General features: G+C 62.6%; 11 protein-coding genes. 3 read left to right on the top strand and 8 right to left on the bottom strand.

Annotated features, from left to right (window positions below):
* Positions 1-105: 105 nt before the first annotated feature.
* Both dsdC and BGO64_RS20100 read left to right on the top strand, forming a co-directional pair.
* Positions 106-1050: a DNA-binding transcriptional regulator DsdC gene (gene dsdC / locus BGO64_RS20105; RefSeq protein ID WP_052814981.1), complete on the top strand. Its 945-nt coding sequence runs from the start codon at positions 106-108 to the stop codon at positions 1048-1050.
* A gap of 349 nt (positions 1051-1399) precedes the next feature.
* A complete protein-coding gene (locus BGO64_RS20100; RefSeq protein WP_010673634.1) occupies positions 1400-1807 on the top strand; it encodes an H-NS family histone-like protein in 408 nt (135 codons plus the stop codon).
* A 470-nt stretch (positions 1808-2277) separates the two neighbouring features.
* Here the strand turns inward: BGO64_RS20100 and BGO64_RS20095 are convergent, their stop codons facing one another.
* From BGO64_RS20095 to recN, 7 genes are all read right to left on the bottom strand, one after another.
* Positions 2278-3384, bottom strand: a complete 1107-nt coding sequence (locus tag BGO64_RS20095) for a 3-deoxy-7-phosphoheptulonate synthase (RefSeq protein WP_045524002.1) — start codon at positions 3382-3384, stop codon at positions 2278-2280.
* Positions 3385-3635: 251 nt separating this feature from the next.
* Positions 3636-4442 carry a siderophore-interacting protein gene (locus BGO64_RS20090; protein ID WP_124244881.1) on the bottom strand — a complete coding sequence of 269 codons (807 nt, stop codon included), beginning with the start codon at positions 4440-4442 and terminating at the stop codon, positions 3636-3638.
* Positions 4443-4574: 132 nt separating this feature from the next.
* Positions 4575-5948, bottom strand: coding sequence for an efflux transporter outer membrane subunit (locus BGO64_RS20085; RefSeq protein WP_124244882.1), 1374 nt, complete (start codon positions 5946-5948; stop codon positions 4575-4577).
* The gene (locus BGO64_RS20080) at positions 5945-7963 is read right to left on the bottom strand and encodes a MacB family efflux pump subunit (RefSeq protein ID WP_286701255.1); all 2019 of its coding nucleotides are present in this window, start codon (positions 7961-7963) and stop codon (positions 5945-5947) included. The genes BGO64_RS20085 and BGO64_RS20080 overlap by 4 nt, the downstream gene beginning before the upstream one ends.
* Complete coding sequence (locus BGO64_RS20075) at positions 7960-9123, bottom strand: efflux RND transporter periplasmic adaptor subunit (RefSeq protein ID WP_216986813.1); 1164 nt, start codon at positions 9121-9123, stop codon at positions 7960-7962. Before BGO64_RS20075 ends, BGO64_RS20080 begins: the two co-directional genes overlap by 4 nt.
* Before the next feature lie 193 nt (positions 9124-9316).
* A complete protein-coding gene (locus BGO64_RS20070; RefSeq protein ID WP_010673640.1) occupies positions 9317-9757 on the bottom strand; it encodes a universal stress protein in 441 nt (146 codons plus the stop codon).
* A gap of 471 nt (positions 9758-10228) precedes the next feature.
* Entirely contained in the window at positions 10229-11893 is a 1665-nt protein-coding gene (recN, locus tag BGO64_RS20065; protein WP_286701254.1) for a DNA repair protein RecN, read from the bottom strand.
* Positions 11894-12199: 306 nt separating this feature from the next.
* On the opposite strand from recN, the gene BGO64_RS20060 reads away from it, so the two are divergent.
* Positions 12200-13357 (top strand): GGDEF domain-containing protein, encoded by a 1158-nt coding sequence (locus BGO64_RS20060; protein ID WP_286701253.1) that lies wholly within the window; start codon positions 12200-12202, stop codon positions 13355-13357.
* 24 nt (positions 13358-13381) lie between these two features.
* Here the strand turns inward: BGO64_RS20060 and nadK are convergent, their stop codons facing one another.
* Positions 13382-14266, bottom strand: a complete 885-nt coding sequence (gene nadK / locus BGO64_RS20055) for an NAD(+) kinase (RefSeq protein ID WP_010673644.1) — start codon at positions 14264-14266, stop codon at positions 13382-13384.
* Between the last annotated feature and the right edge of the window lie 211 nt (positions 14267-14477).

Genomic DNA, 14477 nt, shown 5'->3' with positions numbered 1-14477 from the left:
CTACCCTGCTGTCTCTTCGAATACGGGTGAGTTGAGTCTTCCTGGTGAATGCAAACCTCGCCCTTCTGGTATCATCCGCCAGATAAAAGAGAGGGAGGCCCAACCATGCAACGCGATGAGCACCCGGGGGTGAGGAGCAAGCTGCTCAGCAGTCATCAGCTCGCCAGGCTCCACACCTTCGAGGCGGCGGCCCGCCACGGCTCCTTTGCGCTCGCCGCCGACGAGCTCTCCTTGAGCCCAAGCGCGGTGAGCCACCGCATCTCGGCCCTGGAAGAGGCACTCGGGTTTTTGCTGTTCCAGCGCTTTCACCGCAAGGTAGCCTTGACCACGGAGGGGCAGCGCATCTTCTGGGCGCTCACCTCCTCCCTGGAGTTCATCAATCAGGAGGTGCTGGAGATCAGGGAGCAGGCGCTGTCGGGCTCCCTGACGCTGCACTCGCGCCCCTCCATCGCCCAGTGCTGGCTGGTGCCAAGGCTCGCCGATTTTTCCCGTCTGCATCCTCACATCGAGCTCAACCTGCTGACGGGCAACGAGCACATAAACCTGCACGGCTACGGCATCGATCTGACCCTCAACTTCGATGCCAGAACCCCGACGGGCCTGGCCATCCACCCCCTGATGGATGAATACATGGTGCCGGTGTGCAGCCCGCAATACGCCAGCGACCACGGTCTGATGGGGGAGGTGGGGAATCTGCAGCAGTGCCGCCTGCTCCATGACAGGCAGGCCTGGGGCCTGGACACCGACAGCGACGAGTGGCGCACCTGGGGGAGCCACTGGCATCTCTCCCTGGAGGCCTGCTCGTCACACATGGGATTTGATCGAGCGGATCTGGCGATCCTTGCCGCCACCCACCACGCCGGTGTCGCCATGGGGCGCAGGCAGCTGGCAAGCCAGGCGCTGGCGAGCGGAGCGCTGGTGATGCCCTTCCCGGATATGGCGGTGCGCTGCGAGCCGCGTTATTACCTGGCGACCCTCCCTCATCGCCAGTGTCCCAAGATCCAGGCATTCATCCGCTGGATACAGGATCAGGCGCAAGGGGCATCCTGAAACGGGACCTGGTTTATTGTCCGCGAAGGTCATGGCCATGAGCGCACTATTTGTACAATAAGTGCCGGCACTGCTGCTAAATGACCTGGCGCAGAGCGACGCGGGTAAGAGATAACACCGTGTGCAACGGATGAGGTGAGCCTGAGATTAACCGGGGAAAATAGGAAATAAAGTCTGTGAGAGTATTCCCAATAAGTATCAGGCAGGGAATTAACCACGGTGAATAATGTCCATATGGTGTCAGCGCTTTGCCGGATGGTATAAAAACATTATGTTGTTATCCAATGGGCATGCTATTCTCAAATCGTGTTATCCCTGTGACATACAAAAATAATTCTGTGAGGAAGTAATGAACGAGTTTCTGAAGGTTCTGCTGAACATTCGCAGCTTGCGCGCTGCCATTCGTGAACTGCCGTTTGAGCAACTGCAAGAAGCGAAAGAAAAGTTTGACCTGGTATATAACGAGCGTGCCGAGTCCGTTGAACAGGAACGTGCCGAACAGGAAGAGCGTCAGCGCAAACTGAATGAATTCACCGAAATGCTGCAACAGGCTGGTATCGATCCCCGTGAGCTGATCGGCAGCGTGGCGGCTCCGGCTGCGGCGGGCACCACCAAGAGCAAGCGTGCTCCCCGTCCTGCGAAATACAAGTACCAGGAAGACGGTCAGGAGAAGACCTGGACCGGTCAGGGTCGTATGCCCAAGGCCATCGCCGAGCAAGTTGCGCTGGGCAAGGATCTGAACGATTTCCTGATCTGATCGCCGGATCCGGTTTTCGATAATGCCGCCTGCAGGGCGGCATTATTATTTTCAGGGTTCAGATGATGTCGCAGTAAAACCCAATTGCGCAGGTTACTCCGGTTAATTGGAGAGCCTCGTCTGGAATAGCCATAACCATCATGTGCCCAATAAAGTTGGCGCATCATCTTCCATGCCACTTCGCCACTTATACGCACTGAGGACTCATACAGCCCGTGTTTCTTCGTCCCTTGCGAGAAGTGATCATGGATACCTGCTGTGACAGAATGAAATAGCGGCGGTGGATCCTCATCTGTATGCCTGAGCGGCCCGTCTCTTTTTCATGCTGATGCATGACGCCCACCGCCTATTAATTTATCCCCTCTATTTATGGTCTGTTTGACACCGCTCTTCTGCAATATATCCGCACGATGCCGGACAATGTGCGGATGAGGCAGACACGGATTGGTGGCAAACAAATAAACCGAATGCTAGATGACGGGTTGTCCGAGTTCAGACTGAACGGCGTGTGTGTATTTTCTCCGGGTGCGGCGACGGGCCTGGACCGCCTCTGCCAGCATGGCAAGCAGGTGTTCACTCTCTTCCCAGCAGAGGCAGGCATCGGTCACTGACAGACCGTATTGCAGTTCACCCAGAGGAGCCGGTTTCTGGTTTCCTCCCAGCAAGAAGCTCTCGACCATGACGGCGGCGACGGCTTGGCTCCCTTCGCTCAGCTGGCGACAGAGCTCTTTGGCGACCTTCAGCTGGTTCGTGTGCAGCTTCTGGCTGTTGCCATGGCTGCAATCCACCATCAGGCGAGGGGGGAGTCCCTGGCGGGTGAGGCGGTCTGCTGCCTCCGCCACATCGCTCTGGTGGTAGTTGGGCAGGGTGCCGCCACGCAGAATGATATGGCCGTCGGGATTGCCTTCGCTCTTGATCACTACCATGCCGCCCTGGCTGCCGGGGGCGGTGAAGAGATGGGAGGCGGTACTGGCCTGGATGGCATCGATGGCGACCCGGATATTGCCGTCCGTACCGTTCTTGAATCCCACGGGGCAGGGCAGTGCGGAGGCCAATTGCCGGTGGACCTGAGACTCCGTGGTGCGTGCCCCGATGGCGCCCCAGCTGACGAGATCGGCGAGATAGAGAAAGCTGGTGGTGTCGAGGAATTCGGTGGCGGTGGCGAGCCCCAGTCCATTGATGTCGAGCAGCACCTGGCGTGCCAGATGCAATCCCCGATTGATGTCGTTGCTGCCGTCCAGGTGCGGATCGAAGACCAGCCCCTTCCAGCCCACCGTGGTGCGCGGCTTTTCAAAATAGGCGCGCATGACTATCTGAAGGCTGTCTTCATAGGCGGTGGCGAGTCGTGCCAGCCGTCCGGCATAGTCCAGGGCCGCGACGGGATCATGGATGGAGCAGGGGCCAATCACGACCAGCAGGCGATCGTCTTCACCTGCCAGGATCCGGCGTGCCTGATGGCGCTGGTTGTCGATGTGCCGGGCCATGTCGGCCGGACAGGGGTGCTGCGCCAGCAGCTCGGCAGGGGTGGGTAGCGCCTCTATGGCGAAGGCGCGCATGACCGAATTCAAAACTGCCATCTGGAGTTACCTTGCTGTGCATGTGTGCGATGGGGAACCCGTATGCGGCATCCTGTTGGGAGCAGACAGATTCACGGCTCATCGCAGTTGTTGAGAATGATTGTCATTATCTTGGTGTTTGTCTCAAATGCAAGTGCAATGAAATCGCCAGGCGAAGATGGGGGGAGAGAGAACGATGGCGGGGGAACCGCAGCAAAAGCAGGCCGCTTCCCCGAGGGAAGAAGCCCGCCAGTCACAAGATAAAGAGGGGATCAGCTGTCCATCACGGCGTGCCTGTCCTGATGGTAGGCGTCTTCATCCTTGCCGCTGCGCCAGTAGGGGACTGCGTAGACCCGCTGGCGCTCGGCATCCAGGGCGCGTCTGACGTGGCGGCGCAGCGGCACGACCAAGCTCTCTTCCCCGCCAAACCAGAAATAGCTCCCCTCGGCGACCATAGGCTGGGCGGTGAAATGCGCCACCAGAGTCGCGGCCTGCTCCGGATTGCCCACGAACCAGCGCAGGTCGACGCCGGCCGGCAGCGACAGATCCTGCACGTCGTCCTGATGGGGGACCAGCAGGGCGATATGGCCGCGGGCATGGGCTGGCATCACTTCCACCATGGCGCTGATGGCGGGCAGGGCGGTGAGATCCCCCGCCATGTAATAGTGCTCGGCCGTTTGCAGCATGGGGTCGGGACCGCCCGGGCCCGAGATGGCGAGCCTGTCACCCGGTTTGGCGTGCAGGGCGAAACGACTGGCGGGGCCGGCCTCGCCGTGCAGGGCGAAGTCGATGTCGAGCTCCAGCGCCTCCCGGCGAAACGCGCGTATGGTGAAGGTGCGAATGACGGGTTTCTGGGCGGGATCGAGCCAGCGAGGCCCCTTGTCGGTGGGGGTGGGCAACACTATCTCGCGCTGACCCGGTCGGGGCAGCATGATCTTGACATGAGCACCGCCACAGCTGAAGGGGTAGTCCACAAGCTCGGGGCTGGTCAGGCAGATTCGGCGCAGATGCGGGCTCACATCCTGAACATGCTTGACGGTGAGCAGGCGGGGGCGATTGGCCGGGGCGGGTTGAGACATGGGCATACTCCTGGCTGATGATGGCGCCCATTCTTGATGAAATGAAAACTATTATCAATTGGTTTGTGGGCAGAATGGGTCGCGATTGACCTCCTCGGGATGTCCATCGCGATCCCACACTCTCTGCCTGGGTCAGGTTCGATCGCTTCCCCCCAGCGCCCGATAGATGCCTGCCATGTTGTTGAGCTGGGCCTGCTGCTGTGCCAGCAGGGCGAGCTCGGCATCCCACAGGCGGTTCTGCTCATCCAGCCAGGGTTGCACCCCGGTGGCTCCGGCCAGGAAACGGGCGCCTGCCAGCCTCTCGGCCTCCCGGGCATAGGCCCTCTGCTGCTCCAGATAGCGCAGCCGCTGATCCCCTTGCTGACGGGCGGCCAGGCCATCCTCCACTTCCAGCAGCGCGGTATAGAGCTGCTTGCGAAATTCGGTTTCGGCAATCTGGTAGTCGATGTCGGCGCTGGCGATGGAGAGCCGGGTCTTGTTGTACTCGAGGAAAGGGAGCGCCAGCGTGGCGCCCAGGGTGCCGACTGGATTTTGCAGCACCTGGGTCAGGGTATCCGAGGTGGTGCTGGCACCGCCGGTCAGGCTCAGGGTGGGATAAAAGCCGGTGCGGATCTCGTCTCCCCTCGCAAGGGTCTTGCGCAGCCTGAGTTCGGCGGCGCGCACATCGGGCCGCCGGGCCAGCACATCGGCGGGAATGCCGGCCGCCAGGGACGGGATCGGGCCCATGATCAGGGCGTCGGGAGCGTCAGCGAGCGGCCCGCTGCTGCGGCCCAGCAGCAGGCGAAGAGCATTGCCCGCCTGTGCCCGCTGCTGGGTGAGGGTGGCGAGCTCCGCCTGCTTGCCTGCCTTCTGCTGGCTGGCCTGTACCAGATCGAGTCGGGTCACGGCGCCCGCCTCGTATTTGGCGCGGGTCAGGCGTTCAATGCGCTCCAGATTGGCCAGTTGCTGGGTGCCCAGGGTAATGGCCGAGCCGAGGTAGGCCAGTTGCCAGTATTGCTCCAGGGTCTTGCCGATGAGCAGCAACCGGGTGGCGGCCAGATCCTGTTCGCTGGCTTGTGCCTCCCAGCTCGCCTGATCCCTTGCCGCGGCCAGTCTGCCCCAGAGATCCACCTCGTAGCTGAGGTTGAGGGAGGGGCCCAGGTTGCTGCTGGCGCTGCCATCTTTCATGTTCTTGGTGCCGCTGGCCCCGAGATTGGCGCTGACCGAGGGGGTGAGGTTGGTGTCAGCCAGGTCGGCGCCGAGCAGGGCATTCTTGAGCTTGAGCCCGGCCACCCGCATGTCCGGGTTGGCGGCCAGCACCGCCTCGACCAGGCGATCGAGCGCAGGATCCTGGAATCCCTGCCACCAGGGGCCTGCCTGCTGCACGGTGAGACCCCGGCTCTCCTGCTGCCATGCTGGCGCCACGTCGAGATCGGGTCTGTGATAGGTGCTCTGCTGGCTGCAGGCACCGAGGCTGGCGGTGAGCATCAGGCTTAGCCCGAGCCTTGATAGGTTGTGCATCATCATTCCCTCGCCAGTGCCTCCACCGGATCGAGCCTGGCCGCATTGCGGGCGGGCAGGTAACCAAACAGGATCCCGATGAGGGAGGAGCACCCGAAGGCCATCAGGATGGAGAAAAGCGAGAAGCGCATCTGGAAGCTTTCCACGAGCAGGGAGAAGAGAGCGCCGATGAGCAGGGCGAGGCCGATACCGAGCAGCCCCCCCAGCAGGCTGACCATCACCGCCTCGATGAGGAACTGTTGCAATATGTCGGACTGGCGGGCGCCGACGGCGATGCGGATCCCTATCTCCCGGGTACGCTCCACCACCGAGACCAGCATGATGTTCATCACTCCGACGCCGCCGACGATGAGGGAGATCACCGCGATGGCGGAGACCAGCAGTGTCAGGGTGGCGGTGGTCTTCTCCACCGATTTGACGATGCTGTCGCTGCTGAAGGTGAAGAAGTCCTTCACGCCGTGGCGCTGGGTCAGCAGGGCGACTGCCGCCTGCTCGGCCAGGGCGGGCTGGACGCCGTCCTTGACCCGGATGGTGATCTGGGTGAAGTGCTGCTGGGAGAGGAGACGGCTCATGACGGCGCTGTAGGGGAGCCAGACATTGACCGACTGGCTGCTGCGGCCAAAGCCGGTCTCCTGGGTGACCACCCCCACGATGCGCACCGGCAGGGTGCCGACCAGCACCACCTGGCCGACCGGGTCCACCTTGCCGAGCAGGCTCTCTATGGTCTTGCCATCCACCACGGCGACTGCCGTCCGGTTGCGAATGTCCCGCTCATCGAGCAGGCGCCCCTGGGTGAGCGTCATCCCCTTGACCCGGAAAAAGTCGTTGCCGACCCCGATCACGCTGCCGCTGCTGGTTTTGTTGCGATAGCGAAGCTGGCCGGATGTCGCAATCTGGGGGCTGGCCCCCTCCAGATAGGGCTGGCCGAGCAGCGCGTCGAGATCCCGCTCGTTCAGGGTCTGGATGCTGGCGGCCTTCTCGTCTCCCCAGTCCTTGCCGGGGAAGATGTCGATGGTGTTGGTGCCCATGGCGTTGATGTCGTCGATCACCTTGGCGCGCGCCCCCTGACCCAGCGCCACCACGCTGACCACGGCGGCGATGCCGATGATGATGCCGAGCATGGTGAGGAAGGTGCGCATGCGATGGGCCAGCATGGCGTGCAGGGCCATGCGCCCCGCCTCCCGGTAGCGATCCCAGCCCCGGCTTGCGGTGCGGACGGCGGCGCCTGTGCCCTGTGCATCTTGCCCGACAGAGGGAGCGGCCAGCTGGCTGCCGTCACCTGGCAGCGGGTGGGCTGGCGCCCCGGATGGGGAGGCTGCGTTGTCATCGGTCGCCCGATGGCCGCTGTCCTCCACCACCCGCCCGTCACGCAGGGTGATGATGCGATCCGCATGGCTTGCCACCGCCATGTCGTGGGTCACCAGAATGATGGTGTGGCCCTGGGCGTGCAGCTCCTTGAGGATGGCCATCACCTCCTTGCCGCTTTGGCTGTCGAGAGCGCCGGTGGGTTCGTCCGCCAGGATCACCTCGCCGCCGTTGGCGAGCGCCCGGGCAATACTGACCCGCTGCTGCTGACCGCCGGAGAGCTGGCCGGGTCTGTGGTGGCTGCGATCCTGCAGTCCCAGGCGGGTCAACAAGGTGCGGGCTCGGGCCTGGCGATCAAGGCGGGCAGTGCCGGCATAAATGGCGGGGATCTCCACGTTGGCGGCCGCATCCAGATGGGGCAGCAGGTGATAGCGCTGGAAGATGAAGCCGAAGTGGTGGCAGCGCAGCCGTGCCAGGGAGAGGGCATCCAAGGTCGCGGTATCCTGGCCGCGAAACAGATACTGGCCGCCGCTCGGGCGATCGAGGCAGCCCAGCAGGTTCATCAGGGTCGATTTGCCGGAGCCGGAGGCGCCGACGATGGCCACCATCTCCCCGGCATCGATGGCGAGATCCAGCGGGTGCAGCACGGTCACTTCGTGCTCTCCGCTCTGGTAGCGCCGCTCGATGCCCTTGAGACGGATCAGGGGCTCGCTCACGGCTCCATCTCCCCTTCATCGTGCAGGGCCGGCTTGCCCTGCTCCAGGATCACCTTCTCATGCTCGGTCAGGCCGCTCACCACCTCAATCTTGATGTCATCCTTCATGCCGGTCTTGATGCGGCGGGTCTCTCTCTGATCCCCCTCCTTGAGCAGGCTGACCTCGTACTCGTTGTCGCCAGTCTTCTTGCCGAGGGCGGTCTGGGGAATGGCCAGTACCTGCTTGCGCTCGCCGAGCACGATGGTGACCTGGGTCGTCATGGCGACCCTCAACTGATGGCCGGGGTTGGGCACATCGAACAGGGCATAGTAGTAGATGGCCGCATTGCTGGTGGCCGTGGTGCTGGCCGTCTGCTCATTGATGTTGGTGGGGGCCAGCTCGACCGTGCGCAGGGTACCGTGGTAGCGAGTATCCGGATCCCCTATCAGGGTGAAATAGACCGGCATGCCCGCCTTGACACGGGTGACGTCCGCTTCGGAGATCTGGGCCTTGACCGTCATGGTGTCGAGATTGGCGAGCTTGAGCAGGGTCGGTACCGTCTGGCTGGCGGCCAGGGTCTGCCCCTGCCGGGTGACGATGGAGACGACGGTACCATCCATGGGGGCCTGAATGCGGTTGTAGCCGAGCTCCGTCTTGGCGCGCTCCACCTTGATGATGGCGTTGTCGATGTCGGCCTGGGCGCTTTGCAGCTCGGCCCGGGTGACGGCAAGCTGGGCTTCGGCGCTCTCCAGATCCGCACGAGAGCTCGCTTCCTGCCGAAACATCTGCTGCTGGCGGCGCCAGGCAAGCTCGTTCTGTTTGAGCTGTGCCTGCTTGATCTTGAGCTGGGCGCGGCGGCTGGCCAGCTCCGCTTCGGCGGTCTTGAGGTTGTTCTGGGCGATCAGGGGATCGATCTCCGCCAGCAGCTCTCCTTGTTTGACCTGTTGACCCGCTTCCACCGCGAGATAGGTGACCTGACCCGAGACCTGGGCCCCCACATCCACCTGCTCGATTGCCTGCAGTACGCCACTGGCGAGCACCGTCTGCTCCACATCCTGGCGGGTTACCGTTGCGGTCAGTACCGGGTCCGGTGTGTTGCCTGGCCAGGCCAGCCAGGTGACGAGAGGGATCAGCACAAGGGCGAGCAGGGCGAGCTTGCCGGGTTTTCGAAGAGCTTTCATTTATCACCTGAACGAAACGAGCGAAGGCGTGCAAGGGCCATATCGTGCAGCAAATGGCCCTCAAAAAGAAGCGAGCAATGTGTAAGAAATCGTGTGGTTCTGGCGGTGACGCACTGGAGGAGGCCAAGCTGGGGGAGGATGACGGCGGGCGTCAGAAACAAGAAGACCCGCTCAGGGAGCGGGTCTTGTGGCATCAACCGACGGCTTTGAGCAAGGCGGCGTGAGGCTCGTGGCAGATCTGGATATCGAGGGGCAGTTTGTAGAGGAGCAGGCGGGCCAGCGAGCCCTCCATCCAGTGATGACGGCTGCCGACCAGCAAGAGATCGGCGGGGTGGGCGGCCAGCCAGTGCTGGAGATCCGGCACCACGTCATCCACCACCAGACACTGGTAATCCACCGGATGAGACAGCTGGGTGATGAGTTCACTGATGATCGCCTTGGCATCCAGGGTACCCTGGGCGCTGCGCTCCTCTTGTGACAGGGACAGACTATTGCGACGGGTCTTGCTGCTGTGGGTCAGGTGCAACAAGGTCAGGTTGGCGCCCAGCCCTTGTGCCAGACGGCTCGCCTTGGCCAGTGTCTCCTGCTCGTAATCCTTGCCTTCCAGCAACAGCACAATATTGGTCGGGCTCATAAGCAGTTCTCCTTGGCAGGTGCGGGTCAGACGGCGGAAGCGCGCTCCCATCCTCCCTTCCCGCGAAATGTCAGCTCAAACGAACCCGGTGTGTTTGCATCAAGCGTCACCTTCTGTCGATGGAAACTGAAGGTACCGAGTCCGTTTACATCATCATAACAGACTGAGTTGAATGGAAAATGAAGGAGTGGGTCCGTTCGAAATGTGAATGAGTGCAACGAAGATGAGTGGCGTCCTGACCATGGCGATGGAAGCCCGACTGGGTGATGACCAGGCTGGCAGGCTCAGACTGAGCATCAAGACACGTGCCGCGGATTAGCCAGGGCCGCCCCTCGTTCTTGCTTGCGGTTCACGGCATCGGTCAACCAAGCCCGCGCCGTCGGCAAGAGGCTTCAACTGGCCACCGCGATGATGACTCGGTCAATCTGAAAGGGCCGACATGGACGGGAGGATGTCCCGTCCGCCCCGTGGTCAGCTTGCGAGCAACTCACGGGCGTTGGCCAGGGTGTTGTCGGTGATCTGATCGCCCCCCAACAGGCGGGCCAGTTCGTTGAGCCGGGCGCCCTGGGTGAGCGCCTGCATATGGGTTTCCGTTGTCTTGCCGTCGGTGTGTTTGCTCACCACCATGTGCTGGTGACCCTTGCCTGCCACCTGGGGCAGGTGGGTGACCACCATCACCTGGGTGGATTCGCCGAGCTGGCGCAACAGGCGGCCCACCACGGCGGCGGTCGGGCCGCTGATCCCCACATCCACTTCGTCGAAGATAAGGGTCGGGGTTGAGATCTTGCGTGCACTGATCACCACGATGGCGAGGCTGATACGCGACAGCTCGCCGCCGGAAGCCACCTTGCCAAGGGGTTGGATGGGCTGACCCGGGTTGGTGGTGACCATGAACTCCACCCGATCGATGCCAAGGGGCGAGAGGCTGCTCTGGGCATCGGGTCGCACCTCGATGGCGAAGCGGCCATCGGGCATCGCCAGTTCGTGCATGCTGGCGCTTACCTTCGCGCCCAGCTCCTCGGCATAGCGCTGGCGACTCTGGCTCAGGGCCTCGGCGGCCTGCACGAAGGCCTGGCGGGCCGAGGCCAGCTCGTCCTCCATCCCCTCGAGTCGCTCTTCGTCGGAGTTGAGGCGGGCCAGATCGGCGGCCAGCTCCTGATGGTAGTGGGCCAGCTCCGCCGGTTTGACATGGTGCTTGCGTGCCAGGTTGATGGCCTTGGAGAGGCGGCTCTCCAGCTCGTTGAAGCGCTCTGGATCCAGTTCCAGCCGGTCGAGATAGCTGCGCAGCTCGCTGTGGCTCTCCTGTACGCCGATCAGGGCTTCGTTGAGCATGCCGAGCACGTTGCCAAGCCGGCTGTCCATGCCGACCAGGGTCTCGGCTCTGTCCACCGCCGTCTGCAGCAGACCGGCGATGGTGGTCTCTTCATTGTCATAGAGCAGATCGAGGCAATACCCGCACTCCTGCATCAGCTCGGTGCCATTGGCGAGCCGCTGATGCTCCTCTTCAATCTCTTCAAACTCCCCCGGCTGAAGGGCAAATTCGTCCAGCTCCTGCACCTGGTATTCGATGAGTTGACGGCGGGCTTCCCGCTGCTGCTGCTCGGCCTTGAGCCGATTGAGCTCGTTTTGCAACTGGCGCCACTGCTGGTAGTGACGGCGAACATCGTCGAGGAGCAGATGATGACCGGCGTAGCCGTCCAGCAGGGCGAGCTGGTAATCGGGTTTGAGCAGCATCTGGTGAGCGTGCTGACCGTGGACGTTGACCAGCAGTTGACCCAGGTTCCTGAGCTGGGCGAGGGGGACGGGAACCCCGTTGATATAGCTGCGAGAGCGCCCCTCGGCGGACAGTACCCGCCGGACGATGCACTCACCGTCATTTTCAAGCTCGTTGGTGGCGAGCCAGGCCCGGGCGGCAGGATTTCCCTCCAGCAGGAAGCGGGCACTCACCTCGGTCTTGTCGCTGCCCGGGCGCACCATGCTGGCTTCGGCGCGCTCCCCCAGGCACAGCCCCAGAGCATCGATGGCGATGGATTTGCCCGCGCCGGTCTCCCCGGTGATGCAGGTCATCCCCGGTTGCAGATCGAGCTCGAGAAACTTGACGATGGCGAAGTTGTTGACGGTCAGCTGGGTCAGCATGGTCTCATCCTGTATGGGCCAACATTACTGTGTATGCATCCAGTATATACTGGTCTTATATACAGTAAAGTGGGCAGGGAGGATTTTTGCGAAACAGGGGGAGGGCAAGGATGTCAAGGCCGCGGCATGGGTGTGAAGCCGATCAGATGGCCTGCAAAATCAACCTGCGTACCTGGCATGGGCTGACGCGATGCGAGAAGCCACCTTGAGGCGCTCTCTTGTGGTGAGTGGCTGCCTGAGACACACTCGAACCAGTCCTGGTTGAGCCTGGGCTGTGCACAGACCTCTTCGCAAGGATGCGTCACGATGATCCATACCCCGACCCTGCTGCTGATCTCCCTGGCAATCAACCTGATGTCGGGGCTGATCATGCTGTTCATCCACTCCCTGAAGCCGGGTCGAGGCAACTTTCTGTACTGGTCCCTCTCCGCTTTTCTCTTCTCCCTCTCCATCCTGCTGCTCAGTCTGGGGGTATTGGGAGGGTATCCGGCGCTGGGCATCCGGGTCGGCGGCCTGGTCTCGCTCATGAGCATCCTGCTGTTGCTCGCCGGTTTTTGTGCGCTTTACGAGCGCGCATGGCATCCCCGTGCCGTGAGGGGAGGCGTGGCGGTGTTGCTGCTGCTCTATCTGGGATTGTCCAGCCTCGCCCCCGTGCGCATTGTGCTGGCTCTGATGGAGTCGATGTTGTACCTGTGGTGCGCCTGCCTCATCGTCTCTCTCGGCCGGCACCAGAAGCGGGTGCTCCATGCGGTGGCGCTCATTTACCTGCTGCATTTCACCATCCTGCTGAGCCAGGGGGGGCTGCTCTTGCTGGGAGTCGAAGAGCGGATGGGGGACGGAGGTTGGCTCGATCTCATCTTCTTCATGCACATGGTGCTGACCATCGGCTCGGTGTTGTTGCTGCCTCTGGTGGCCTATGTGGAGACGGAGGAGGCATTGCTGGCGCTCTCGGAGCGGGATCCCCTCACCGGGGTGCTCAATCGGCGCGGCCTCTTCAGGCACGGAGAGGGTACTACGCCTGGCCAGACGCGCTGCGTGGTGGTCCTGGACATCGATCACTTCAAGCGGGTCAACGACCAGTTTGGTCACGGCTGCGGGGATGAGGTCATTCGCTATGTGGCCGGGGTGCTGGTGGCCGAGGTACGCAAGGATGATCTGGTGGGGCGCATCGGTGGCGAGGAGTTCGCCATCATCATGGGGGGCGTGAGCGGCCAGATGGCCCGCGACATCTGTGACCGGATCCGCCGCCAGATAGAGACGGGCTCCCGGCAGGGGGCCTGCCTGCCGTGCGAGGGGGTTACGGTGAGCATGGGGGTCGTGTGCGCCAGTGCCGAGGCTGACCTGGCACTGATGCTGACCAAAGCCGATGCTGCCATGTACCGGGTGAAGGAAGCGGGGAGAAACGGGGTGCATCTGGCATTCGAGCCGGCATTGCCTCGGCTGGTCGAAAGCAGCGAGGGATAGACCCTCGCCACCGGTGTTGCCTGGCTAGAAGAGCTTGCTGCCCCAACCGAGCTTGTTGCGCAGCACGTGGAAGTAGCTGTAATCCAGCGGATGCACCAGATGCAGCTTGTGGCTGCTCTTCTTGATGAGGATCTCGTCCCCCGGGTGGACCGCCAGGGTGACCTGGCCGTCGCAGCTCACCTGCATGGCGTCGTCCTGGTTGTCCGGCGAGACCAGCAGCCGCACTTCGCTGTCTGCATCCAGCACGATGGGGCGGCTGCTCAGGGTGTGCGGGAACATGGGCACCAGCGTGATGGCGTTGAGTTTGGGGGTGAGAATGGCGCCCCCTGCCGACAGGGAGTAGGCGGTGGAGCCGGTGGGTGTCGCCACTATGATGCCGTCCGAGCGCTGGCTGTACATGAAGCTGCCGTCGATGTAGACCTCGAACTCGATCATGTGGGCGATCTTGCCCGGGTGAAGCACCGCCTCGTTGACCGCGAGGTTGCTCGACTTGCGCTCCCCGTGGCGATAGACGGCGGCCTCCAGCAGGAAGCGATGCTCGCTCTTGAAGTGACCCGAGAGCACCTGCTCCAGGGGCAGCAGATAATCCTGGGGCGAGAGATCGGTCAGGAAGCCGAGGTTGCCCCGGTTCACCCCGATCACCGCCACATCGAACCGTGACAGCACCCGGGCGGCCCCCAGCATGTTGCCGTCACCGCCGACGACGATGGCGAGATCCGCCTGCTCGCCGAGCTGCACCAGATCCATCACGTTCTCCCCGAGCAGCCCCAGGGTATGGGCCACCCGGCTCTCCAGCAGCACGCGAAAGCCACGGCTGGTCAGGTACTGATACAGGCCGGTCAGGGTCTGGTTGGCCCCCTCGTGATGGGGCTTGCCGATGAGGGCAACGGTTTTGAACGGAGAATCCATAGGTTATCGGGTCTGGGAGAGTCTTGGGGGGAGTATACCGCGCTTTGCCGGGGATTTGTCTGCCTCCGTGGCGGTTGGTGCAATCGGCCCCGAAAAGGGGCTGCCTGGCACGCGGATGGGCGCCATTGTGCCCGATCTGCCCTTTTCCCCTTGAAAGCCGGGGCTGTGTCCCCATAATAGCGCCAACACAGGGTCTGCTGGCGCGTGTCGC

The sequence above is a fragment of the Aeromonas sp. 62-46 genome, assembly GCF_001898585.1.
Classification (GTDB): domain Bacteria; phylum Pseudomonadota; class Gammaproteobacteria; order Enterobacterales; family Aeromonadaceae; genus Aeromonas; species Aeromonas caviae.
This window is presented reverse-complemented; position numbering and strand designations above follow the sequence as displayed.